Below are 24415 nucleotides of genomic sequence, written 5' to 3'. Positions count from 1 at the left end.
GCCGATGTCATGGCCACCGGCGCCGCCAAGGCAGACCGCACCGGCACCGGGACGCGTAGCGTGTTCGGCCGGCAGCTGCGGTTCGACCTCAGCGCATCGTTCCCACTGATCACCACCAAGCGCGTGCACTTCAAGTCCGTGGCGCTGGAGCTGCTGTGGTTCCTGCGCGGCGACTCCAACGTCCGCTGGCTGCAGGAGCGCGGCGTGAAGATCTGGGACGAGTGGGCGGACGAGGACGGTGAGCTGGGCCCGGTGTACGGCGTGCAGTGGCGGTCCTGGCCCACTCCGGACGGCGGGCAGATCGACCAGATCGCGAAGGTCGTGGACTCCCTCCAGACCGCCCCGGACTCGCGCCGCCACCTGGTCACCGCGTGGAATCCGGCAGAGGTGGACCAGATGGCCCTGCCCCCGTGCCACGCGATGTTCCAGTTCTACGTGGCCCCGCAGGAGAACGGCCCCGGCAAGCTCTCCTGCCAGCTGTACCAGCGCTCGGCGGACCTGTTCCTCGGGGTGCCGTTCAACATCGCCTCCTACGCCCTGCTGACCGTCATGATGGCGCAGCAGACCGGGCTGGAACCGGGCGATTTCGTCTGGACCGGCGGCGACTGCCACATCTATGACAACCACGTGGACCAGGTCACCGAGCAGCTCTCCCGGGAGCCGTTCCCCTACCCGCAGCTGAGGCTCCGCCGGACCCCGGAGGACATCTTCAGCTACGCCCTCGAGGACTTCGAGCTGGTCGACTACCAGCACCACCCGACGATCAAGGCCCCCATTGCCGTCTGACAGTACCCCCACCCGCATCGGCATGATCTGGGCCCAGACCCCGGATCGTGTCATCGGCGCCGACGGCTCCATGCCGTGGCACCTGCCCGAGGACCTCGCCCACTTCAGGGACCGCACCCACGGCCACCCGGTCATCATGGGCCGGCGCACCTGGGACTCGTTCCCGGAGAGGTTCCGGCCCCTGCCGGGACGGACGAACATCGTCGTCTCCCGTCGCCAGCAGTCGGCGGACGCCATGCGGGCGGCGGGCGCCGTCGTCGTCCCCGGGTTCCAGGAGGCCCTCGAGGCCGCGAGCGAGGCAGACGGACTGGACCTGATCTGGGTGATCGGCGGGGCCACGCTGTACGAGCAGGCGCTCGATGTGGCGACCCTGGCCGAGATCACCGTGATCGAGACCGACGCCGCCGGTGACACGTACGCCCCCGCACTGGACGGCCAATGGACGCGGACCTCTCTCGAGGAACACCGCACCGACTCCGGCACCGGGTACCGCTTCGAACGGTGGGAACGCGCCCAGGACGACCACGAGGACCACTCATGAACCAGCTGCTGAACAAGACCACCCTGACGTTCATCGCCTTCGTCGCCTGCCCGATCCTGGGCCTGGTGACCGCCGTGATGGGCCTGGTCATGATCTTCACGGACAATGTGGTGATGGGGGTCGTCTTCCTGGTGGTGCTCACCCAGGTGTTCATCTTCGGCGGGCTGTGGGCCACCCTGAAACGCAAGTCACTGACCGAGGACAGCTCCGGCCAGTAGACTGGGGGGCATGCTTTCCCCAGATTCAGCACTCCAGACCGCTTCCGACTCCGCCGCCAACCCCACGGTCGGCCTCATCGGCTGGCGCGGCATGGTCGGCTCCGTCCTCCTGCAGCGGATGGCCGAGGAGGGCGACTTCGACCGCCTGAACCCGGTGTTCTTCTCCACCTCTGCCGCCGGTCAGGCGGCGCCCCGCGACTCCGGCACCCTGCAGGACGCCTATGACATCGAGACGCTGGCCAAGCTGCCCGTCATCCTCACCACCCAGGGCGGCGGCTACACCTCCGAGGTCTACCCGAAGCTGCGCGCCGCCGGCTGGGACGGGATCTGGATCGACGCCGCCTCGACGCTGCGCATGGAGGACTCCTCCATCATCGTGCTCGACCCGGTGAACCGGAACGTCATCGACGCCGGCCTGGCCGCGGGCGTCAAGGACTTCGTGGGCGGCAACTGCACCGTCTCCTGCATGCTCATGGGCCTGGGCGGACTGTTCAAGGCCGGCCTCGTGGAGTGGGGCACCGCCATGACCTACCAGGCGGCCTCCGGCGGCGGTGCCCGCCACATGCGTGAGCTGCTCACCCAGTTCGGCGACCTCCACGGCGTGGTGGCGAACGAGCTGGCCGATCCCGCCTCCGCCATCCTCGAGATCGACCGCAAGGTCACCGCCGCCCAGCGTGACGGCTCCCTGGACGCCTCCCAGTTCGGCACGCCGCTGGCCGGGTCCCTCATCCCCTGGATCGACGCGGACCTCGGCAACGGCATGTCCAAGGAGGAGAAGAAGGCCGGGGACGAGACGAACAAGATCCTGGGTCACTCGGCAGCCCAGCGGGTGCCCTTCGACTCCCTCTGCGTGCGCATCGGCACCCTGCGCTCGCACTCCCAGGCCCTGACCCTGAAGCTGACGCGGGACGTCCCGCTGGACGAGATCGAGCAGATCATCGCCGCAGACAACGAGTGGGTCTCCGTGGTGCCGAACACCAAGGAGGCCTCCATGGCGGACCTGACTCCGATCGCCGCCTCCGGCGCCATGACCATCCCGGTGGGCCGCCTGCGCAAGATGGAGATGGGCCCCGAGTACCTCTCCGCGTTCACCGTGGGCGACCAGCTGCTGTGGGGCGCCGCCGAGCCGGTGCGCCGCATGCTGGCGATCGCCACCGGGAACCTCTAGGGTTTACGTCGCTTGCGGTACGTCTTCTTCATGCCGTCCGCCGGCAGGAAGGGCTCGGGCCATTTGGGCTGCAGCTCGTCGCCGAGAGTGATCCCCCGGATCCGGCGGCCGAACATGGGCAGCACCCACTGGCGCAGCCACTCCACGTCCCGGTTGACGGAGTGGAGCAGCCCCACCCGCTCGCTGGGCCCGAAGGGCTCGAACTCCAGCTGGTGCCGCACTCCCAGGATGTTGAGGATCTGGATGGCCATGTAGCGGTGCCCGGCGCGGTTCATGTGGAGCTTGTCGATGTCCCACATGCGGCGATCACCATAGGCGTCCCACGCCCAGTAGTCCACGAGCGTGACGGAGTCCGGGTACTGGCGGGCGAGCCGGCGCACGTTGTCGTTGAAGGCCCAGTTCCGGCGCTTGAACGGTTCCAGCAGGGGATGCAACGGGACGTCGAACCCCGTGAAGAGGAGCACCTGCGCCCCGGAGGACACGAGGCGCTCGACCGCCCGCGTGTAGTTCGCCAGGACCAGGCCGAGGTCCTGGCGCACCTCGAGGAGGTCGTTTCCGCCCGCATAGAAGCTGATGAGGTCTGGATGCATGTCCAGGGCCGGCTCGATCTGCTCCTCGACGACACCGGCGAGGCGCCGGCTACGGATCGCCAGGTTCGCGTAGCGGCTGCTCGGATCCGCCTTGGACAACTGCTTGGCCACCCGGTCCGCCCAGCCGCGCACCCCGTTGGGGTGCCGGGGCTCCCAGTCCCCGACCCCTTCGGTGAAGGAGTCGCCGATGGCCACAAACAATCCGCCCATGGTCGGTGACGATAGGCACGCCACCGGTCAGCACCGTGACCAGCCGGTGACGGCCACGTGAAGCGCGGCCGAAGGTTGCCACACACGTCCTACAGCCGCTCCATCACCAGTTCCGCGTTGAGCCGGGCCGCGGCCATGGTCCCGGCGGCCGCCGCAGCGCCGACCTGGGCCGAGAGGTCCGCTACGTTGCCGGCGGCCCAGACGCCGGGAACACCCGTCCAGCCAGTGGCGTCCACCGAGATGAAGCGGCCCATCGGGTTCTGATCCATCCGGAGCCCCAGGTCCTCGAAGACCTCGCTCCGGGCCAGCATCCGTGGCGCCACCACGATCACCTCGGCCGGGACCACGGTGCCGTCCGCCAGCCGGATCCCGGCCACCCGTCCCTCCCGGACCTCGACGCCGGCAGCATGCCCCTCCACGACCTCGATACCCAGGGTCTGCAGCGTCCGGGCGCCCTCCGCGTCCACGGGGCCGGAGTGGGCCAGGAACGTCACGTCGTCACTGAGCTGGCTGAACAGCATGGCCTGATGCACCGAGTTGGGGCTGGTCCCCAGCACCAGAATCGAATGGTCCCGGACCTCCCATCCGTGGCAGTAGGGGCAGTGGATCACGTCCCGGCCCCAGTGCTCGGCCAGGCCCGGGACCTCCGGCAGCTCGTCCACGAGACCCGTGGCGATGAGCAGGTTGTTGGCCGTGAGGACCATCCCCGCTGAACCCGCTGGTCCCGCCGACCCCGCCAGAGTCGCCTCGAAACGTCCGTCCTCCAGCCGGCGCACCGCGGCAATCTCCCCGTCCAGGACCTGTCCCCCGTATCCGGTGACCTCCTGGCGCCCTGCGGCGAGCAGCTCGGCAGGGCTGACGCCCTCGCGGCCCAGCAGGGCATGCACGCCGTCAGCGGGGGCGTTGCGCGGGTGGCCGCCGTCCACCACGGTGACGGAGCGCCGGGACCGGGCCAGGGTCACGGCGGCGGCGAGGCCGGCCGCACCGCCGCCGGCGATGAGGACGTCCAGGGTTTGAGGACTGCGACGGGTATCAGGGATATCAAAGGTCTGGTTCTGGTTCATGACACCATGATCGAACCCATGCCCCGATTGGCAATCATTCTTGCCGAATGGCAAATCCGCCGAGAGCGAGTTAGAGCTCACACCCCACGAGCACCGGCTCGGGGTGCAGGCGTACGCCCCATTGGGCCTCGACGCCGTCCCGCACCGTGCGCGCGATGGCCAACAGGTCCGCCGTGCTCGCAGTGCCCCGATTGGTCACGGCGAGCGTGTGCTTCGTGGACAACGACGCGCGGGCGCCGGCGATGCCCTGCTCGTCCGGTCCCAGCCCGAAGCCCTTGCCGAAACCGGCGCGGTCGATGAGCCATGCGGCGGAGAGCTTGACCAGCTTCTCTCCGTCCTCGTCCTGCCCGGCGCCGTAGGCCGGGGCGTCGGCGGGCAGGTGCGCCCGGACGGACGCGGGGACGATGGGATTGGTGAAGAAGGAACCCGTGGACCAGGTGTCCTGGTCCTGAGCGTCCAGGACCATGCCCTTGCCGGCCCGTAACCGCAGCACCTGGTGGCGGACCGTCTCCAGTGGGGCGGACTCCCCCTCGTCCACGCCGAGGGCCTGGGCCAGCTGGGCGAAGCGGACCGGGGCGATGCTGCCCGAGCGGTGCAGCCGGAAGTCCACGGAGAGCACCACCCAGCGGGGAGTGGAGTCCAGCATGCTCCGCTTGATGACGGAGTCCCGGTATCCGAACCGCAGGTCCTCGTGGCTCAACTCGACCAGCTCGTCCGCCTGGCGGTCCCAGGCCTGGACGGACACCAGGGTGCGGGAGACATCCGAGCCATAGGCGCCGACGTTCTGCACCGGGGTGGCACCGGCGGAGCCCGGGATGCCGGAGAGCGCCTCGAGCCCCGTCAGGCCCTGGGCCACCGTCCAGGCGACGGCTTCATCCCAGTCCTGACCGGCGGCCATCCGAACAACGACTGAATCTCCTGTCTCTTCCACAACCTGGACCCCGTGGAAGGCGAGCTGGACCACGGTGCCGGGGAAGCCGGCGTCGGCCATCAGGGTGTTCGAGCCGCCGCCCAGGATCAACAGGGGCGTGCCGGCAGCGTCGACGGCCCGGATGGCCTCGGTGGCCTCCTCAGCCGACCCGGCCGCGACCCACCCGGCGGCGGGGCCTCCGACCCGGCTCGTGGTGTACTCGGCCAGGCGGACGCCCGCCTCGATCTCCGCAGGCCCCGAGGTGGCCACCCGCCCACTCACGCGGCGGTCCCCTCCGAGACCCGGACGACGGCCTGCGCCTTGGTCAGGACCTTGGCGTCCCCGTGCCCGGCATCGGTGACGCTGAGGTCGATCCGGACCGTGCCGGCGTCGTCATCGATCTTGCCGACCTTGCCGGAGACGGTCAGGGTGGCGCCCCCGGCCTCGTCCACGGGGACCATGGCGGAGAAGCGGGTCTGATAGTCGAGGATGGCGCCGGGGTCCCCGCACCAGTCGGTGACGAGCTGGACGGCGGCGCCCATGGTCAGCATGCCGTGGGCGATCACGCCCGGCAGGTCCACCGAGCGGGCGGTGGACTCAGACCAGTGGATCGGATTGAAGTCGCCCGAGGCCCCCGCATAGCGGACCAGGTCGGCACGGGTGAGGGTGACGGTGGTGGAGCCGATCGAATCGCCCTTGCTGAGCTCGGTCATCAGGCGTCCTCTCCGCGGACCAGCAGGGTGGACCGCACGGTGGAGACGGCTTCGCCGCCGGTGGTGGTGATCTCGGTGGCGGTCGTGACCATGGTGTGGCCGCCCAGCGACTTGACCGATTCGACCGTGGTGGCCCCGAGAAGCTCGTCGCCGGCCACGGCCGGGCGCCGGTGGGTGAAGCGCTCGTCCGCGTGGACCACCCTCGAGAAGTCGATGCCGGCGTCCGGATCGGCCACGACGGCTGCCTCGGCCCTCTGCGCGAGCGTCACCAGGAAGGTGGGCGGGGCCACCAGGTCGGCGTAGCCGAGGTCCCGGGCGGCGGCGAGGTCCGTGTGCGCGGGGTGCGTGGCCTGGACGGCCGCGGCGAACTCGCGGATCTTCTCCCGCCCGACGACGTAGGGCTCGGTGGGTGGATAGGTCCGCCCCTGCAGGTCCGGGTTCACGCCCACTGCGGTACTCCTCAGGTCCGGTGACATCGACTGACAGCCTACCGTCCGGCGCCCCTCACCCAGGCCCTTCAGTCCTCCTGCACGAGGTCGTGCTGGTACATGACCTTGGCGACCTCGCCGCGGCTGATCGGCTCGTACGGGCGGTAGTCACCGTCCCGGTAGCCGTTGACCAGTCCCTCGGCGGCGGCCCAGGAGATCGCCTCGTAGTACGAGCCGGTCGCCGGCACGTCCGGGAACACCGAGGCCTCGGGAGCGGTGAAGCCCTCAGGATCCACTGCCCGGTAGAGGAAGGTCACGAACTCCGCCCGCGTCACGTCCTGGCCGGGGCGGAAGTTGCCGTCCGTGTAGCCCTTGGAGACCGGGGCGCCGTCGGAGTCGTCAGCGGCCCAGGCGATCGGGGTGAAGTGCGGGGCGCCGGCGGGCACGTCCGGGAACACTGCTTCCGCCGGGTCGGTGGTGTAGTCCGGGGCCAGGTAGCGCTGCAGGAAGGCCACGGACTCCCCACGGGTGATCTCGGCCGCCTTGCGGTAGGTGCCATCGGTGTAGCCGGTGGTCACCCCGGCGGCCTGCATCCACCGCACCGGTGCGTAGTACACCGAACCGGGCTGATTGTCCGAGAAGTCCGCCACCGGCTCCCCGGAGTCGCCGAAGACGTCCGCGGCCGGGCCGAGGTTCAGGAAGACGGTCTCGCCGGTGGCGTCCTCCACCCCGTCGTTGTCCGTGACGGCGTAGACGTTCCCGTTGCCAGCGATCGCCAGCCCCTCCAGCTTCTCCTGGGTCCAGCCGTTGAGGTCCTGCAGTTGGGGCAGCACGTCGACGGCCTCGGTCTTCTCGAGCACGGGAATCTCCTCGGCCGCAGCGCCGCCCTCCGGCACGTCCACGGTGAACACCTTCTTCAGGGCCGCGTCCGGGCCGTTGAGCTTGTCCCGCTCGATGACGGCCAGGGTGTCCTCGTCCACCGCGGTGATCTCACTGAGGCCAATCCAGTCACCCTCGACGTCGGTGGACTCGAGCTCGTAGCCGAACCACTCCCACTCACCGGTGGCCACCGTGAAGCGGCCGATGCGGGCGAAGTCCTCGCCGGCGGCCTCGCGCTGGACGGCGGTGTAGAGCACGGCGTCCTCACCGGAACCGAGGCCGGTGACGCCCTCGAGGCCTTGGCCCCTCAATCCTGCGGCAATCTCGGCGGGCAGGTCGACCGAGGTGAGTTCCTGGCCCTCGGCGTCCACGTGGACCAGCCGGTTGCCCTCGGAGCCGACCTCACCGTCGGCGATCGCGGTGCCCTCGACGGCCAGCCAGAACGTGCCGTCCGCATCGGCCCACAGGCCTTCGATGTCGTACCCGTGCTCCAGGGTGAGCTCGGAGGTGATGGTGGCCGGGCCGCCGTCGTCAGCGGTGGTGGTGTCCACCGTGTAGATCCGGGACGGGGACAGGAAGTCATCCGGTGCCGCATAGAGCTGGTCCTCCTCGCCCGGCACGGCGGACAGGGCGCCCAGGGCGGACCAGGTGATGGGTTGACCCTCCGTTCCGGCCGGCCCGGCCGCATCGGCGGACTTCAGGGTCGGGACCGCCGCGGGACCGTCCCCGAGTTCGAAGACCTGGACGGTGGCGCGGACGCCCACCTCGGCGTCGTCCTCCTCGGAGGAGACCACCATGAGGTTGCGCTTTGGGATGGCCAGCAGGCCCTCGGGGCCGTTGGTGGAGGGCATCAGCTGGGTGAAGACGGGGTTGGCCGGGTCGTTGACGTTGTACACGGCCACGAAGTTGCCGCGCTCGGAGCCGACGAAGGCGTAGGTGGTGTCCCCGTAGGTCTCCACGGTCAGGCCCTCGGGCTCGGAGCCCTTATTCTCGGAGCGGTGCTCGGGGAACTGGCCGTAGCGGTGGGCGAGGTTCTCGAAGGAGTTGCCGGCATCCCAGACCACATCGCCGAACTCCGCGGACTCCGGATCGGCGTTGAAGACGGTCCAGCCGCGGCTGCCGCCCTTCCAGTCGCCCTCGTTGGCGGTGGCCACGTGGTCGTCGCCGATCCAGCCGATGGCGTCCGGCTCTCGCACGGCGTCCGTGATCGAACCGTCCAGGGACAGGTTGCCGTCCTCGGCGGTGTCGATGCCCTCCACGGAGACGGCGCCGGCGCTGAAGTGGTCGATGACCTCGCCCGTGGACGCATCCAGGATGACGACGCCGTTGTTCTCCTGCAGGGTCAGGGCGGCCTTGGTGCCGTCCGGGGAGAACTTGATGTACTCCGGCTCCGGGTCCTCGGGGGTGTCCAGGCCGGCCAACCCGGTCAGGTCCGTGTACTGGATCGTCTCGGCGGTCAGTGCGGTGATGTCCTGGGCGGACAGGTCTATCACGGCCAACTCGCCGGCGGGCAGCTGCGGCAGCCCGCCGTCCACGTCCTCCCGGTCCTCGTCGCGCTGGTTCTCCACGGCGATCATCGCGGTGGTGCCATCGGGCGAGACGTCGATCGAGTCGGGCTGGCCCTTCAGCTGAACGCCGTGGATCAGTTCGAGGGTCTCCGGGTCCCAGTACTCGACCTTGCCACTCGGGTGGGTGAAGTCCTCGGAGGTGTCCGTGACCACGATGATGAAGGCCTCGGTGGCGTACACGGAGGTCGGGGATCCGTCGGTGGCCTTGAACCCGGCCGCCTGCGGGTTCTCCGGGTCGGTGATGTCCACGAAGCCGATGCCCCCGGCCTCGGCATCGGTGTGGATCACGGTGTTGCCGTCCGCGGTGACGGTGGAGATCTCGGCGACCGTGGGGGCGGACGGGTCCGCCTCGGGGTCCGCGGCCAGCTGGTTCTCGAAGGCCGGCAGGGTGGCCAAGCGGTGGAAGGACTGGCCCTCAGCGGTCTCGCCGGCGGGCGCAGCGGCTTCTGCTGGGGCCGCGTCTGCAGACGCGGCGAAGGTCGGGGCGGCAAAAGCGCCGGTCAGCACGGCGGAGAGGCCGAGTGCCACGGCACCGGACAGGCGGCGGTGAGTGCTCATGTCGGGGATACCCTTTCGGGGGACGGGAGGGGACCTCACCATCCAATCCCCCGCGCCCCCTCCTTCCGTGGCCGCCAGGAGTCCACCGGGTGAACGCTGGGCCAGCGGACGGTGACGGGACTAGCGTCCGGCCTGCCGCGCCTGCCGGTGGCGGCGCTGGGCGTCCCGCGCGCGCAGCACCTGCGCCACGAGGTGGGTGACGAGTCCGAAGCCGATGAGGCCGATCGCGGCCCACTGGATGGGCTGGACCTGCACCCCGCCGCCGATCAGCGCCAGCACGATGCCGAGCAGGATGAGTCCCGTGCCGGTCAGCAGGGTGATGCGATAGGCCTTCGAGCCGTTGTCCCAGGGATTGAACACCGGTCCACCGTATCCCTGAATCGCCTCAACACGAGATCCACGAGCTCTTCGGGCACCGGGCCGGCCTGCCCCAGCAGCGGAATCGTGGTGGCCTCGGCCCCTGCAGCGGCGGCCTCGGAGACCAGCAGCGACTGGAAGTATCCGGGCGCCATGAGGTAGCTCAGCACCAGAACCGGCCGTCGAGGTTCCCGAACACACAGGTTCCCGACGGCGGCCGCGACCCGGGGCTGCGCGGCCGAGAGGTAGGCCTCGGCCACGGGCGTGCCGAGCCGTTCGGCCAGGCGGTACGCGACGTCGCGGCAGTCGGCGACGGCGCCGGCGTCGGTGGATCCGGCCGCGCCGAGGACCACCTGGTGGTACCCGCGCACGAAGCCGGCGTCCACGGCCCGGCGCGCGAGCAGGTCGACGAGGAGCTCGTCCGGACCCAGCGCGGGGGCCACGGGAATCCCCTGGGCGGCCTCCCGGAGGTCCACCTTGACGTGGTAGCCGCCGGACAACAGCAGGGGCACGACGACGGCGCTCCGGTCCGCCGGCAGGCCCACCAGGACCTCCCCCACCTGCGGCGTCTGGACGTCCACGTGCGTCAGCAGGACCTCGACCTCGGCTTCGGCCTGCTGCCGGACGGCCCGGGCGAGGGCGGCGATCCGCGCCTGTCCCACCGGGTCCGCGGTCCCGTGCGAGACGGCGACGAGGGTGAGGGGTTGGTCATGACTCTGCTCCGTCATGCGGCCTGCTCATGGCATCCGACGGCGACGATCCCGTCCCGCACCCGCACGGGAAAAGTGGCCAGTCTCAGCGCCGGATCGGTGAGGCACTCCCCCGTGGCCAGGTCGTAGACCTGCTTGTGCAGGGGCGAGGTCAGGGTGGGACGGCCGCCCCGCGAGCCGACGATCCCGCGGGCCATCACGTGTGCCTTCGCGTACGGATCCCAATGTGAGACGGCGACAACCTCGTCCGAGGGCAACCGCACCACGGCGACCTGCTCGTGGTCCACGAGGGCCGCCTCCGCCCACAGGGGCTCGAGCGCCTCGAGCAGGCAGACCGGCTGCCAGTTCGTAGCGGAGTCAGTGGAGGCGTGAATTTCGGGGTACACAGCGGTGAGTGTCATGGACCCACCGTAGGAATCGGTTGTTTCCATGAGTCTCGCGGGATGTTTCGCGCGTGCAACGTTGTGCTCTCCCCGCCCCCGGCCACCGGTGTGAGACCCACGTCATGCAGCCGTTACACGAGGGACACGGCCGGGAAACCGCTGGCTCCTAGCGTGAATGGCCTACGACGCAAGGGGATGGACTCATGACCGTGCAACCCGACCAGCAACCCTCTGGGCGAACCACCGGGCGATCCACTGAGCGGCCGACCGCCAGGACGATCGCCGTGATCGGCGGCGGCCCGGCTGCCCATCGGCTGGTCGAGGCCCTGTTGGCCCGCAGCGGGGATGACCTCCGGATCGAGGTCTTCGCCGAGGAGCCCTGGGCACCCTATGACCGGGTGGCGCTGTCCCGGCGGTTCACGGATCCCCAGGACGCACTGGCCCTGGAGCCCCTGCCCACCGGGGACGCCCGCCTCGAGCTGCATATCGGCTGCCGGGTCACCGGGATCGACCCCGAGGCGCGGACCCTCACGGCCCTCACGGTCGGCAGCACCGGGAAGGCCGCCGGAGACGAATCCGTCCTCTCCTGGGACGAGCTCGTCCTGGCCACCGGCAGTGACGCCGCCCGGCCGGCGATCCGCGGAGCCGAGGACATGACCGTCTACCGGACCATCGAGGACGTGGACCGGTTGCGGGAGCACGTGGCGGACCTGGCCGAGCGGCTCGGGCGCACGCCACGCGCGGCGGTGATCGGCGGCGGCCTGTTGGGCCTGGAGGCCGCCGGCGGGTTGCGGGTGCTCGGCGCGGACGTCACCGTGGTCCACTCCCGGACCTGGGTCATGAACGCCCAGCTGGACGAGTTCGGCGGACGGACGCTGAACCGGCTGCTGCGCGGTCAGGGATACGTCCTGAGGCTCGGCGAACGCCCAAGCGCCCTCGAGAGGACGACCCGGGGAGAGCTCCTGCGCTTCCCCTCCGGCGAGGACCTGGAGGTGGACCTGGTGGTGGCGGCCACGGGGATCACGGCGCGGGACGAGCTCGGGGCAGGGATCCTCGAGCTCGGTCCACGGGGCGGGTTCGCCATCGACGAGCGGTGCGCCACCTCGGCGCCGCACGTATGGGCCATCGGCGAGGCCGCCAGTTTCGAAGGCGAGTGCATGGGCCTGGTGGCACCGGCCAACACGATGGCTGAGGTGGTCGCCGATCGGCTGTGCGGCGGGACCGGCACGTTTCCCGGCTTCGACACGGCGGCCAAGCTCAAGCTCTCCGGGCTGGACGTGGCCAGCTTCGGCGACGGCTTCGCTTCAGCCCCCGGCGCCCTCGAGGTCGTCTACGCGGACCCCACCGGTGGCCTCTACCAGAAGCTCGTGGTCTCCGAGGATGCCCGCACGCTGCTCGGGGGGATCTTCGTGGGCGATGCGGCCCCCTACGCGTCCTTGCGGCCGCTGCTGGGGCGGGAGCTTCCCGGGGAGGCCGGGGCCTTCCTGTCCGCCGCCGGTAACGGGGCGCCCGTGGACCTGCAGATGCCGGACGACGCCCAGATCTGCTCCTGCCGGGACGTCAGTGCCGGCGATCTGCGCGCCGCCGTGTGCGGCGGGTGTCCGGACCTCGGGGCACTCAAGGCGTGTACCGGCGTCGGGACCCAGTGTGGTTCCTGTCTTCCTGCGGCCCAGAAGGTCATGGAGCAGCAGATGGCCGAGCTGGGCATGGAGGTCTCCACGGCGCTGTGTGAGCACTTCGCCCTGTCCCGGTCCGAGATGTTCGAGGCCGTCCGCACCACGCGGCTGACCACGTTCAGCGAGATCGTCGCCCGTTTCGGCACCCCGGCGGACCCGTCCGTGAACCTCGGCTGTGACCTCTGCAAGCCAGTGGCGGCCTCGGTACTGGCCACGCTCCATGGGGAGTACATCCTCGGCGGGGACCGCGGCGGCCTGCAGGACACCAATGACCGCGCCCTGGCGAACATGCAGAAGGACGGTACCTACTCGGTGGTTCCCCGCATCCCGGCCGGCGAGATCACGCCCGCCAAGCTCGCCGTGATCGCCGAGGTCGCCGGGGACTACGGGCTCTACACCAAGATCACCGGCGCCCAGCGGATCGACCTGTTCGGGGCCCGCCTGGATCAGCTGCCGGGCATCTGGGAGCGCCTGGTGGCGGCCGGGTTCGAGTCCGGCCAGGCCTACGGCAAGGCATTGCGCAACGTGAAGTCCTGCGTGGGCTCCACGTGGTGCCGCTTCGGCGTGCAGGACTCGGTAGCCATGGCCATCACGCTCGAGGAGCGGTACCGGGGCCTGCGCTCCCCCCACAAGATGAAGTTCGGGGTCTCCGGCTGCGCCCGCGAGTGTGCCGAGGCGCGCGGCAAGGACGTCGGCGTCATCGCCACGAGTGAGGGCTGGAACATGTACGTGGGCGGCAATGGCGGCGCCACCCCGGCCCACGCCCAGCTGCTGGCCAAGGACCTCGACGATGAGACGCTGCTGCGGTATATCGACCGGTACGTGGTCTACTACATCCGCACCGCCGAACGGCTCCAGCGCACCGCCCGGTGGATGGAGGAACTGCCCGGGGGTCTCGACCACGTCCACGATGTGGTGGTCAAGGACACCCTTGGGATCGCCGCTGACCTGGAGCAGGTCGTGGCCGAGCACCTGGAGACCTACCGGGACGAGTGGGCGGCGACCCTCGAGGACCCCGAACGGCTGCGCCGGTTCCGCGGCTTCGTCAACGCGCCGGACGCACCGGGCGAACCAGAGGCCGGCCCCGTCGTGGTGGCCGGCCCCCGGATCCCGGTGCGGGGAGGCCAGCGATGAGCCCGGCAACGGGTACGGCGACGGAGACGGAGTTCGCCCCCGGCAGCGTGGCCCTCGTCGGCGGTGGCCCGGGTGCGGCCGACCTGCTGACGGTGCGGGCGTTGCGCCTGCTGCGGCAGGCCGACGTCGTGTACTTCGACCGGCTGGCCCCGACCGAGGACCTGGCCGTCTGGGCCCCCCGGGCCCGGCTGGAGGACGTCGGCAAGCGGCCCGGGCACCACAAGGTGCCGCAGCCGGAGATCAACCGGCTGCTCGTGGCCTCGGCGCTGGCCGGGCTGCGCGTGGTCCGCCTCAAGGGCGGGGACCCCTTCGTGTTCGGCCGCGGCAGCGAGGAGGCCGCCGCCTGTGAGCAGGCCGGGGTGCCCGTGACCGTGGTCCCCGGCATCACGTCCGCCGTGTCCGTGCCGGCCGCGGCGGGGATCCCCGTCACGGCCCGCGGGATCAGCAAGTCCTTCACGGTCGTCTCCGGCCACGATCCCCTCAGCGAGGAGGAATTGGCCGGGCTGGCCCAGCTGGGCAGGCAAGGCGGGACGGTGGTGGTGCTCATGGGCATCGGCACCCTGGGCCACACCGCCGCCGGCCTGATGCGGCACGGGTTGGATGCCCGGACCCCGGCAGGTCTTGTGGAACGTGGCTGCACCCCTCAGCAGCGGGTCTGTCTGGCTCCGATAGACCAGATCCTGCTGGCCTCGGCGGTGGAGGGCATCGCCTCACCGGCCGTGCTGGTCATCGGCGAGGTGGTGCGGCTGGCCGCCGGGGCGGAACTGCCTTGGTCCGGGCTGACAGGTTTGGCGGGGTTCACTGGGCTGACCGACCTTGTGGACAACGCATGAGCGAGCCGGCCACCGTGACCTCCGTGGCGCCGGTCCTGCCCCCGACGCTCGCCGGCTTCCGGATCGGCGTCACCTCGGACCGTCGCAGCGAGGAGCTCATCAGCGCCTTCGAGCGCCGTGGGGCCGAGGTGATGCACGCCCCGGCCCTGCGGATCGCCCCGCTGACCGAGTCCGTGACCCTGCACCGGGACACCCGCCGTGTCATCGGGGCCCTGCCGGACTACGCCGTCATCACCACGGCGTACGGGATGCGCCGGTGGATGGAGGCCGCGGACGCCTACGGCCTCGGCACGGACCTGCACCGCACCCTCGCAGCCGCCGCCATCCTCGTCCGGGGTGCCAAGGCCCGCGGTGCCGTCCGAGCCGCCGGGCTCGACGACGTCGGCTCACCCGAGGACGAGCGAACGGCATCCGTGGTGGACCTGCTCCTGGCCCGGAACCTGTCCGGTCGCACCGTGGCGTTCCAGCTGCACGGGATGCTGGACCATCACCAGGTCGCCCGGCTGGAGAGGGCCGGTGCCCGCGTGCTGACGGTGATGCCCTACACGTGGGCCCGGCCCGCGGAGGACTCGGCGCTCCTGCGGATGATCGAGGCCGCCATCGACCGCCAGCTCGATGTGCTCACCTTCACCGCGGCCCCGGCAGTGGAGGCCTTCCTCGCCGTCGCGCAGCAGTACGGCCGGCTGGACCCCCTCCTCGAGGCGTTGCGGACGGATGTGGCGACGGCCGTCGTCGGGAAGGTCACCGCCGGGCCGCTGCACGAGGCCGGACTCCAACCGCTGATTCCCTCACGGTGGCGCCTCGGGGCGATGATCCGGTTGGTGTGCGATCACTTGGAGCAGCAACAGGTCCTGCGCATCCGGACCCAGTGGGGGCCCGTGGAGATCCGCGGTGCGCAGGTGCACCTGGTGGATCACGCGGCCGATCCCGTTCAGCTTGCCCCGGGGCCGATGGCCCTGCTCCGTGAACTGGTGGACGCCCAGGGAGCGGTCCTCTCTCGCGGGCACCTGCTGGAGGCCCTGCGCCAGTGCGAATCCGAGCATGCCCTGGAGATGCTGGTCTGGCGGCTGCGCCAGCAGTTGCCGGTTCCGGGGCTGGTGGCCACCGTGGTCAAGCGAGGCTACCGGCTGGCTGTCTGACCGGCGGTCCCGCCAGCAGCTCCTCGATCCGGCCCCGGCACGTCCCGCAGCCGGTTCCCGCACCGCAGCGGCCGCCGACCTCGTCCACGGTGGCGCACTCCACGGCCGCCTCGTGGACCTGTCCGGCCGTGGCCCCCGAACACCGGCACAGTACGTCCTCCGGTCCCAGCTCGCGGTCCGCGGCGGCGTGCTCCATTGCCAGCAACGCGGAGCGGTCCGCCACGGGCAGGGTTCCGGTGAGGGCGTGCCTCGAGAGTTCCGCCGCCGAGCGGGGCAGGCCGATGGACACGAACCCCAGCAACCGGGTCCCCTGCGTGACGATACGCAGGTACTGTCCCGCCTCCGGGTCCGCCCAGGTGGACACGCTCGGGCCCTGCGGGTCCCACGGGTCTGCCGTGAGATCACCCGCGCAGGCCACGGACAGCGTGTGGGACTTCACCACGATGGGGTCCAGGCGGCCGGTGGGGGCGGGAGTGGGGGTTGGAGTGGGCGTGAGGACGGGACGGCCAGCGGCATCGCGTTCCACCGCGGCCGGGACGCCAGCCTCGGCCAGGAAGGCGCCGGCGGCGGCACGGGCCTGGTCCCACCCAGGCCCGATGAGTCCACTCGGCCGGGACCCCAGGACCGCGGCGCAATCGCCCACCGCGAAGACGGAGGGATCATCCGGGCAGCGTCCGTTCCGGTCCACCACGATCCCGCCGCGGGGCAGTGTGTCCAGTCCGGCGGCCGCGGCGAGCTCGTCACGGGGGCGAACCCCCGTGCACGCCACCAGCAATGCGGCCGGGATCCGGCGCCCCTGGGTGGTGCGGATCGCGGTGAGGTGGGGGACGCCGTCGTGCACTGTGGCCCGGTCCTGTGCGCGGGCGGCGACCACGAGTTCCTGCACCCCGCAGTCCGGCCGGACCTGGATGCCGGCGGCGAGGAGCTGGCGCAGCAGCAGCCGGCCGGAGTCGGGATCGAGTTGACCTCCCAGGGGGACGTGGCCGCGGTGCAGCAGGGTGACCGCGGCACCGACTTCGGCGAGCGCCAGGGCCGCCTCCACACCGAGGACGCCGCCACCGAGCACCACCACCGGCTCGGCGTCCCGGACCGCCTGGTGCAGGCGCCGGGCCTCGCCCAGGTCCCGCAGCGCCATGACGCCGACCGGATGGTCTCCGTCGCCGTGGGCCGGGACGGAGATGCCCCGTCCCACGGTGCCGGAGACCGGGAAGTCCGGGATGACGGCGTGGGCGCCGGTCGCCAGCACCAGCCGGTCATAGGGAACTGAGGGGCCAGGGGTTCCCGAGGTTCTGTCGAGAAGCACCGTCTTCCGGTCACGGTCGAGGGCCACCACCCTGACCCCACAACGGACCACGACGCCGGCCAGCTCCTCGTCCTGCACGTCGAGCAGGGCCAGCGCGGCACCATCGACCCGGCCGCTGGCCACGTCCCCCAGGCGGATCCGCTGGTACGCCGGGACGGGCTCCTCCCCCAGGACGGTCACGTGGGCCGCACCCGCCTCCAGGGCTGGGCGCAACTCCTGGATGAGCCGGGCCGCCACCGGCCCGCCACCCACCACGACGATCCGCAGGGGCCCGCTCATGACCGTGCCCCGTCCACGGATGGCGCAGGGTGCAGGGTCACGGGGGTGTTCTTGAACTCCGGCATCTGGCTCAGGGGATCCAAGAGACCGGCCGTCAGCCGGTTCGCGGCGCCCCGGCCGGCGAAGTGGAAGGGGACGAACACCGTGTCGGTGCGCAGGCCGGAATCGAACACCACGCGGGCCTGCATGCTCCCCGACGTACTGCGCAGCTCGGCGTGGGCGCCCTCGACGAGCCGGAGCCCGACGGCCGTGGCGGGGTGGACGCTGACGGTGGCCTCGGGGTGCATGCCGAGCAGGTCCGGCACCCGGCGCGTCTGGGCCCCAGACTGGTAGTGCTCCATCAGCCGCCCGGTGGTCAGGGTGAGCCCCTGGGCCGAGGGAGGCTGCGGATCTCGGACATGGATCGGCCCCAGATGGGCCCGGCCGTCCGGGTGGCCGAAGGACTCCGTGAAGACCCGGGGGGTGCCGATCACCGGTTCGCCGCTGACGGTGATCTCCGGTGGGCCGGGGTGGGTGCCGGGGGCGTGTTCGTCCAGGGGCCAGTAGGCGGCGACCTCGCCGAGACGGTCCCAGGCCACGCCGGCGTAATCCGCCCGGGCGCCGGCCGTGACCCGGCGGATCTCCTCGAAGACCTCGGCGGGTTCCGAAACCAGCGGCACGGTGCTGCCCAGGCGGCGGGCGAGCTCCGCGAGGATCCAGAGCTCCGAGCGGGCCCCCCTCGGTCCGTCCACGGCCCGGGAGCGGCGCAGCAGGCGGCCCTCGAGGTTGGTCAGGGTGCCGTCCTCCTCCGCCCACTGCAGGACCGGCAGGACGACGTCCGCGAACTCCGCCGTCTCGGACCGGAAGAAGTCGCAGACCACCAGCAGGTCCAGGGCCCGCAGCCCCTCCTCGACGTGCTGGACGTCCGGGGCAGAGACCGCCACGTTGGCACCGTGTACCAGCAGGGCCTTCACGCCGTGCTCCGTCCCGAGGGTATGGAGCAGCTGGGTGGCCGGCAGGCCGGGTCCGGGCAAGGCGTCCGCCGGGATGCCCCAGTGCCGGGCCGTGGCCTCGCGGTCGGCCGGGTCGGTGATGGAGCGCAGGCCGGGCAGCTGGTCCGCCTTCTGGCCCATCTCCCGTCCGCCCTGGCCGTTGCCCTGACCCGTGAGGGTGCCGTAGCCGCCGTGCCGGGTTCCGGGCAGGCCGAGGAGCAGGGCCAGACTGATGGCTGCCTTGGCGGTGTCCGTCCCGTCCCGGTGCTGTTCCACGCCGCGGCCGGTAAGGATGAAGACCGGGTCCCCACCTGCCTTCGACGCGCGGGCGGCCGCCGCCAGGTGCCTCGCCAGCCAGCGGATGCGCCCGGCCGAGATCCCGGAGACGCTCTGGCTCCGTTCCGGCCACCAGTCGGCGACGGACCGGCGGAACGACGCCAGTCCGGTGGTCCGGCGGGACAGGTAGTCCTCGTCCGCGAGTCCCTCGGCGAGGAGGACGTGGGCCACGGACAGCAAAAGCGGCAGATCCCCGCCGGGAGCCGGGGCGAGGTGGTGCCCGGCGCCGTCCCCGGTGAGCTGCGCGGTGGCCGAGCGGCGGGGGTCCACCACGATCAGTCCGCCGTGACTTCGGGCTCTCTCCAGGTGCTGGACGAAGGGCGGCATGGTGTCCGCCACGTTGGATCCCAGGAGCAGCACGGTGCAGGCCGCGTCCAGGTCCGTCAGCGGGAACGGCAGGCCCCGGTCCAAGCCGAGGACCTCGGTGGCGGCCTTGGCGGCGGAGGCCATGCAGAACCGCCCGTTGTAGTCGATCCGGGAGGTGCGCAGCGCGGTCCGGGCGAACTTGCCCAGCGTGTAGGCCTTCTCGTTGGTCAACGAGCCCGAGCCGAAGACCCCGATGGCGTCCCGGCCGTGGCTCTGCTGGAGGGCCGTGATCCGGGAGGCCACGAGGTCTAGAGCCTCGTCCCAGGTGGCTTCGCGCAGGGGTGCACTGTCCCGGTTCGCTCTGCCAAGAGAGGCGCCGTCCCGGATCAGCGGGGTGGTGAGCCGGTCCGGGCGGTCCCCCAGCAGGGCGGCGGAGGTGGCGCCCTTGCGGCAGAGCCGGCCACGGTTGGTCGGGAACTCGGCGCCCGTGACGGTGACGGGATTGGTGGAGGGGCTGGTGGCGGGGCTGGGCTCGAGCGTCAGGGTCATCGCGCACTGGAGCGCGCAGTACGGGCAGTGGGTGCGGGTGGCTGTGGCTGCAGGGGTCGGCGCGGAGATGGGCGCGGGGGTGGCCAGCTCAGACATTGGCGCGGGCCAGTGCCGTGCCGGGGCGGCGGTAGACGAGGTAGGTGAACACGGCCAGTCCCAGGTACAGGGCGGCGAGGACCCAGAAGGCCGCGTCGAAGGACCCGTTCGCGCTGTGCGAGGCCCTGAGCACCTGCGGGATCAGGAAGCCGCCGAAGCCCCCGACGGCCCCGATCAGGCCCAGGGCGGCGGAGGCTTTGCGTTCATGGCCGACCGGGTCCCCGGTGGGGACGGTCAGGCGGAAGACCAGCGGGATCATCCGGTAACTGGAGCCGTTGGCGATGCCGGTGAGGGTGAACAACGCCAGGAACAGGCCCAGGTAGAGCCAGAAGTTCTGCCACGGCAGGGTGAGCACCACAGCGGCGGTCACGGCTGACATCGCGATGAAGCAGCCTAGGGTGACGCGGGCCCCGCCGCGACGGTCGGCCAGCCTGCCGCCGAGAGGCCGGGCCAGGGAGCCGACGAGCGGCCCCAGGAAGGCCATCGAGATGGCGGCGCCCCAGAGGTCCAGGCTCGTGAACGCCGGGAACATGAGCGAGATGAGGGTGGGGAACACAGAGCCGAAGCCCATGAACGATCCGAAGGTCCCGATGTAGATCACGGCGATCAGCCACAGGTGGGGCTCACGCAGGGTGGACAGGGAGCCCTTGAGGTCGTTGCGAGCATGGGACAGGTTGTGCATGTAGCGGTGCGCGCCCCAGGCGGCGAGCAGGATGAACGGGATCCAGATCAGTCCGGCCATGGGCAGGTTCGGACTGAAGGTCCCGAAGGCCAGCAGGGTGACGGCGAGGGGAACGAGGAACTGGGCCACCGCCACGCCAATGTTGCCGCCGGCCGCATTGAGCCCGAGGGCGGCCCCCTTCTCCCGGGCCGGGAAGAAGAAGGTGATGTTGGCCATGGAGCTGGCGAAGTTGCCGCCGCCGAAGCCGGCGAGGGCGGCCACGACGTAGAGCACCCACACCGGGGTCTCGGGGGTGGACAGCGCGAGGGCGAGGGCCGTCGTCGGGATCAAGAGCAGCAGCGCGGAGATGACGGTCCAGTTGCGGCCGCCGAACAGGGCCACGGTGAAGCTGTAGGGCACCCGCAGCACCGCCCCGACGAGCGGCGGCAGGGAGACGAGCCAGAACTGCTGTGAGGTACTGAGGTCGAAGCCGGCGGCGGGCAGGAAGACGACCGTGACGGACCAGAGCTGCCAGACGGCGAACCCGAGGAACTCGCAGAACACGGACCAGTGGAGGTTGCGCCGGGCGGCCGGCCGTCCGGGGCCGTTCCAGAACTCCGGGTGTTCCGGCTGCCAGTTGCTGATCCAGCGGCCCGGGCCCAGCACGAGCCGGTCCGTGGGCGGCGCCTCGGCCGTGTCAGTGGTGGGGTCCGTGCTGGCTGCTGTGCGGGTGATGGCCATGGCGCCACCCTGCCAAGTGGGTGTTTCCGTCAGCGTCGCCGGGAGATTTCCGCGAGGGAAAAGGAATCTCACCGGGTGCCGGGAACAGGGTGAGAAAACACGGTGAGACGAAAGAGGACCCGGATCCTCGCCGAGGGTCCAGGTCCTGTTCCGTAGCGGCGGGGGGACTCGATCCCCCGACCTCACGATTATGAGTCGTGCGCTCTAACCAGCTGAGCTACGCCGCCATGGAATGAGTCAGCCCGTGGCCGCGACATCTCGCAACGCACGGGCTCTCATTCAGAGCCCCGACCGGGAATCGATCCCGGGACCTCAGTCTTACCAAGACTGCGCTCTACCACTGAGCTATCGGGGCAACGACGTGAAACTCTACCAGCGATTTCCGCACGAATGAAATCGAGGTGGTTCCACGGTCGTTCGGCCGGTTTTCACCGACCAATTACCGGTCAGTATCCGTCAGTACCGGTCGCGCGAGGGCTTCTCGAAGGACTTCCGACCGCCCTTGAATCCACCCTTGCCGCCACCCTTGTGACCGCCGTAGCCGCCCTTGTGGCCACCCTTGTAGCCGCTGCCACCGGAGCGGAAGGGCTTGCCCTCGCGCTCGGCGTTCGTCGGACGGCCGGTATCCTTCTGGATCTCGATCGGGCGGCCGTTGATGGTGGTGTTGCCCAAGGCATCCCACTGCTGACTGGTCAGGTCCGCCGGCAGCTCCACGAGGGCGTGGTTGGAGCGGATGTCGATGTGGCCGATCTGGCTCGACTTCAGCCCGGCCTCGTTGGCCAGGGCGCCCACGATGTTGCCCGGCTGCACGCGGTCCTGACGGCCCAGAGCGATCCGGTAGGTGGCATTGCCCTCAGCCGGGCCGCGCTGCGGGCCGCGGGAGCCGCGGCCGTCCCGCTCGGAGCGGTCGTCCCGGCCGCCGCGGTCCATCCGGGCCGGGGGCATGTCCTGCTCCTCGGTCAGCAGCGGCCGGCCGCCCTGGGCCATCTTGGCCAGGGCCGCAGCCACGTCCTCGGCGGTGACGTCGTTCTCCGCCACGTAGGAGTCGATGAGCTCACGGAAGACGTCCAGGTCGCCCTCGGAAAGGGTCTCGGTGATCTGGGCGCTGAAGCGGCCCATTCGGGTCTTGTTGACGTCCGCCACGGACGGCATGGGCATCTGCTCCACGGTCTGGCGGGTGGCCTTCTCGATGGCGCGCAGCAGGTACTTCTCCCGCGGCGTCATGAACAGCACGGCGTTGCCCGAGCGTCCGGCGCGGCCGGTGCGGCCGATGCGGTGCACGTAGGACTCCGTGTCATGCGGGATGTCGTAGTTGAACACGTGGCTGATGCGCTCCACGTCCAGGCCGCGGGCGGCCACGTCCGTGGCCACCAGGATGTCCACCCGGCCGGCACGCAGGTTCTCCACGGTCTTCTCACGCTGGTTCTGCGCGATGTCGCCGGAGATGGCGGCGGCGCGGAAGCCGCGGGCGTTGAGCTTGGTGGTGAGCTCCTCGGTGGCGTTGCGGGTGCGGACGAAGGCGATCACGCCGTCGTGCTCCTCGGTCTCGAGGATGCGGGTCATCGCCTCGAGCTTCCACTGGTGGGTGACCTGCATGAAGCGCTGGCGGATGTTACCGGCCGTGGTGTTCTTCGCGGCGACCGTGACCTCGACGGGGTTGTTGAGGTACTTGCCGGAGATCCGTTGGATGGCGCGCGGCATGGTGGCGGAGAACAGCGCGGTCTGCTTCTGGTCCGGGGTGGCGGACAGGATCTGGTCCACTTCCTCGGCGAAGCCCATGCGGAGCATCTCGTCGGCCTCGTCCAGGACCATGTACTGCAGGTTGGACAGGTCCAGGGATCCCTTGGACAGGTGATCGATCACGCGACCCGGGGTGCCGACGACCACCTGGGCGCCACGGCGCAGGCCGGAGAGCTGGGGGCCGTACGGGGCACCGCCGTACACGGGGAGCACGGTCACGCCCTTGATGTGCTTGGCATAGGTGGTGAAGGCCTCGGCAACCTGCAGGGCCAGCTCGCGGGTCGGGGCCAGCACGAGGATCTGCGGGGTGCTGGCCGGGCCGTTGACGTCAGCGGTCTCGGCCAGGCGGGACAGGGCCGGCACAGCGAACGCGGCGGTCTTGCCCGTGCCGGTCTGAGCCAGGCCCACCACGTCACGGCCGCTGAGCAGCAGCGGGATGGTCTGGGCCTGGATCGGCGAGGGGTTCTCATAGCCGAGGTCGGAGATGGCGGCGAGGACGCGGCCATCGATGCCGAGATCAGCGAACGCGGGGACACCCGACTCTGCCGACTCGGTGTTCTCGCCGTTCTCGGTGTTCTGGATGGTTTCGTTTTGGGCGTGTTCAGACACGGTATTTCCTCACGGGGATCGGTGATTGCGGCCGGTTGGGTGCCGCAACGCATCGGATTGGTTCTCTCCGGTGCTCCCCGTGGCGTGGTCCAACATCACGCCCGTTCCATTTCTCCTGGCGGTCCCCGCCCTGCCGGTTCCGTTGGCGTCCCGGGCCGCAGGGGCGGCACAGTTCAGCAGCGGAGGAACGGAAGGGGGTTGAAGGACCGGCCGCCCGCACAGCCGACACGTTGCCGAAAGCGGGCCACACAACTTGATGCCTTGCTGCAGTATTCAACAGCGGGGCATGCACAGGGGATTTGACCGGAATGGTCCCACAAGTCTAACGCATCACGGCGGCGGAGGGATCGGGCCGAACAGTTAGGCTCATCACGTGCCCGAGCAGACCCCTGGACCGCAATCCCCTGGCCCACAGCCCCACCATCGTTTCGCCCGTGCCGCAGGCCGTGCGACCCGTTCCTTCCTCGATGCCTCCCGGGACGACGCCGAACGCGTCCGCGCAGAACGCCAGGAACAGGAGGACCGCCGCGCGGCCGAGCAGCGCGCCGCCGCTGAACGCCAGGCCGCCACACCCACCACCTTGAAGGTGGCCCGCTGGTGGTGGGCCATCGCCACCGCGGTCTTCGCCCTGGTGGCCACGGCCTTCCTCCTGTCCGGGCTCAAAGCCCCGGCCGGCGCCGCCGGCGGACTCGACCTCGCCACGCCGGAGGCCACTGCCACAGGCCAGTTCGTCCTGGCGGGGCTGGCCGGCGTCCTGGCCGTTGCCACCGGCACCGGCGCCATCCAGCTGCTGCGGTCCCGGCGCAGCGCGGTCGGCCTGCTGACCGGCGTGGCCGTGATCGTCGGGGTCCCCCTGATCGTCCGCGGCCACCCCCTGCTCTTGACCCTCGCCCTGGTGCTACTGGCCGGGGCCGCCCTGCTGTGGTTCCCGCCGCTACGGCGATTCCTGCGCTGAGATG

Annotated in this window: 21 protein-coding genes and 2 tRNA genes; 8 read left to right on the top strand and 15 right to left on the bottom strand. The window is 70.8% G+C overall.

What is annotated here, in order from left to right; translation table 11 throughout:
- Positions 1–9: 9 nt before the first annotated feature.
- The 4 genes from IEX49_RS09890 to asd are packed head-to-tail and all read left to right on the top strand — an operon-like array spanning position 10 to position 2713.
- A complete protein-coding gene (locus IEX49_RS09890; protein WP_229672541.1) occupies positions 10–786 on the top strand; it encodes a thymidylate synthase in 777 nt (258 codons plus the stop codon).
- 22 nt (positions 787–808) lie between these two features.
- Positions 809–1327, top strand: a complete 519-nt coding sequence (locus tag IEX49_RS09885; RefSeq protein ID WP_188806140.1) for a dihydrofolate reductase — start codon at positions 809–811, stop codon at positions 1325–1327.
- A complete protein-coding gene (locus IEX49_RS09880; RefSeq protein WP_188806000.1) occupies positions 1324–1545 on the top strand; it encodes an NF038396 family protein in 222 nt (73 codons plus the stop codon). The genes IEX49_RS09885 and IEX49_RS09880 overlap by 4 nt, the downstream gene beginning before the upstream one ends.
- A gap of 10 nt (positions 1546–1555) precedes the next feature.
- Complete coding sequence (gene asd / locus IEX49_RS09875; protein WP_188805999.1) at positions 1556–2713, top strand: aspartate-semialdehyde dehydrogenase; 1158 nt, start codon at positions 1556–1558, stop codon at positions 2711–2713.
- Here asd and IEX49_RS09870 read toward each other — a convergent pair.
- The 9 genes from IEX49_RS09870 to nirD all read right to left on the bottom strand — a co-directional run bounded on the left by IEX49_RS09870 (position 2710) and on the right by nirD (position 11101).
- A complete protein-coding gene (locus IEX49_RS09870; RefSeq protein ID WP_188805998.1) occupies positions 2710–3513 on the bottom strand; it encodes an SGNH/GDSL hydrolase family protein in 804 nt (267 codons plus the stop codon). The genes asd and IEX49_RS09870 overlap by 4 nt on opposite strands.
- Positions 3514–3602: 89 nt before the next feature.
- Positions 3603–4577, bottom strand: a complete 975-nt coding sequence (locus IEX49_RS09865; RefSeq protein WP_188805997.1) for an NAD(P)/FAD-dependent oxidoreductase — start codon at positions 4575–4577, stop codon at positions 3603–3605.
- 70 nt (positions 4578–4647) lie between these two features.
- Positions 4648–5769 (bottom strand): UDP-N-acetylmuramate dehydrogenase, encoded by a 1122-nt coding sequence (locus IEX49_RS09860; RefSeq protein ID WP_229672514.1) that lies wholly within the window; start codon positions 5767–5769, stop codon positions 4648–4650.
- On the bottom strand, positions 5766–6200 hold the full coding sequence (locus IEX49_RS09855) for a MaoC family dehydratase (RefSeq protein ID WP_188805996.1): 435 nt from the start codon (positions 6198–6200) through the stop codon (positions 5766–5768). The genes IEX49_RS09860 and IEX49_RS09855 overlap by 4 nt, the downstream gene beginning before the upstream one ends.
- The gene (locus tag IEX49_RS09850) at positions 6200–6649 is read right to left on the bottom strand and encodes an FAS1-like dehydratase domain-containing protein (protein ID WP_188806138.1); all 450 of its coding nucleotides are present in this window, start codon (positions 6647–6649) and stop codon (positions 6200–6202) included. The genes IEX49_RS09855 and IEX49_RS09850 overlap by 1 nt, the downstream gene beginning before the upstream one ends.
- Positions 6650–6717: 68 nt before the next feature.
- Positions 6718–9633, bottom strand: a complete 2916-nt coding sequence (locus tag IEX49_RS09845) for an esterase-like activity of phytase family protein (RefSeq protein ID WP_188805995.1) — start codon at positions 9631–9633, stop codon at positions 6718–6720.
- Between the two features lie 120 nt (positions 9634–9753).
- On the bottom strand, positions 9754–9993 hold the full coding sequence (locus IEX49_RS09840) for a hypothetical protein (protein ID WP_159552438.1): 240 nt from the start codon (positions 9991–9993) through the stop codon (positions 9754–9756).
- Complete coding sequence (locus IEX49_RS09835; RefSeq protein WP_188805994.1) at positions 9942–10718, bottom strand: sirohydrochlorin chelatase; 777 nt, start codon at positions 10716–10718, stop codon at positions 9942–9944. Before IEX49_RS09835 ends, IEX49_RS09840 begins: the two co-directional genes overlap by 52 nt.
- Positions 10715–11101 carry a nitrite reductase small subunit NirD gene (nirD, locus tag IEX49_RS09830; protein WP_188805993.1) on the bottom strand — a complete coding sequence of 129 codons (387 nt, stop codon included), beginning with the start codon at positions 11099–11101 and terminating at the stop codon, positions 10715–10717. Before nirD ends, IEX49_RS09835 begins: the two co-directional genes overlap by 4 nt.
- Positions 11102–11286: 185 nt before the next feature.
- Here nirD and nirB point away from each other — a divergent pair, with 185 nt between their 5' ends.
- Genes nirB through IEX49_RS09815 form a run of 3 tightly spaced genes read left to right on the top strand, consistent with a single transcriptional unit; the run spans position 11287 to position 15865 of the window.
- Positions 11287–13893: a nitrite reductase large subunit NirB gene (nirB, locus tag IEX49_RS09825; RefSeq protein WP_188805992.1), complete on the top strand. Its 2607-nt coding sequence runs from the start codon at positions 11287–11289 to the stop codon at positions 13891–13893.
- Entirely contained in the window at positions 13890–14726 is an 837-nt protein-coding gene (gene cobA, locus IEX49_RS09820; RefSeq protein ID WP_188805991.1) for a uroporphyrinogen-III C-methyltransferase, read from the top strand. Before nirB ends, cobA begins: the two co-directional genes overlap by 4 nt.
- Positions 14723–15865: a uroporphyrinogen-III synthase gene (locus tag IEX49_RS09815; RefSeq protein WP_188805990.1), complete on the top strand. Its 1143-nt coding sequence runs from the start codon at positions 14723–14725 to the stop codon at positions 15863–15865. Before cobA ends, IEX49_RS09815 begins: the two co-directional genes overlap by 4 nt.
- Here IEX49_RS09815 and IEX49_RS09810 read toward each other — a convergent pair.
- The 6 genes from IEX49_RS09810 to IEX49_RS09785 form a co-directional block, all read right to left on the bottom strand.
- Entirely contained in the window at positions 15837–17447 is a 1611-nt protein-coding gene (locus tag IEX49_RS09810) for an FAD-dependent oxidoreductase (RefSeq protein ID WP_188805989.1), read from the bottom strand. The genes IEX49_RS09815 and IEX49_RS09810 overlap by 29 nt on opposite strands.
- Positions 17444–19705, bottom strand: a complete 2262-nt coding sequence (locus IEX49_RS09805) for a molybdopterin oxidoreductase family protein (protein WP_188805988.1) — start codon at positions 19703–19705, stop codon at positions 17444–17446. Before IEX49_RS09805 ends, IEX49_RS09810 begins: the two co-directional genes overlap by 4 nt.
- Entirely contained in the window at positions 19698–21107 is a 1410-nt protein-coding gene (locus IEX49_RS09800; protein ID WP_188805987.1) for an MFS transporter, read from the bottom strand. The genes IEX49_RS09805 and IEX49_RS09800 overlap by 8 nt, the downstream gene beginning before the upstream one ends.
- A gap of 153 nt (positions 21108–21260) precedes the next feature.
- Positions 21261–21334, bottom strand: a tRNA-Met gene (locus tag IEX49_RS09795).
- Positions 21335–21390: 56 nt separating this feature from the next.
- A tRNA-Thr gene (locus IEX49_RS09790) sits at positions 21391–21462 on the bottom strand.
- A gap of 101 nt (positions 21463–21563) precedes the next feature.
- The gene (locus tag IEX49_RS09785; protein WP_373286714.1) at positions 21564–23456 is read right to left on the bottom strand and encodes a DEAD/DEAH box helicase; all 1893 of its coding nucleotides are present in this window, start codon (positions 23454–23456) and stop codon (positions 21564–21566) included.
- Between the two features lie 373 nt (positions 23457–23829).
- On the opposite strand from IEX49_RS09785, the gene IEX49_RS09780 reads away from it, so the two are divergent.
- The gene (locus tag IEX49_RS09780; protein WP_188805986.1) at positions 23830–24411 is read left to right on the top strand and encodes a hypothetical protein; all 582 of its coding nucleotides are present in this window, start codon (positions 23830–23832) and stop codon (positions 24409–24411) included.
- The last annotated feature ends 4 nt before the right edge of the window (positions 24412–24415 follow it).

The organism is Citricoccus zhacaiensis (genome assembly GCF_014645315.1).
GTDB lineage: Bacteria > Actinomycetota > Actinomycetes > Actinomycetales > Micrococcaceae > Citricoccus > Citricoccus zhacaiensis.
This window is presented reverse-complemented; position numbering and strand designations above follow the sequence as displayed.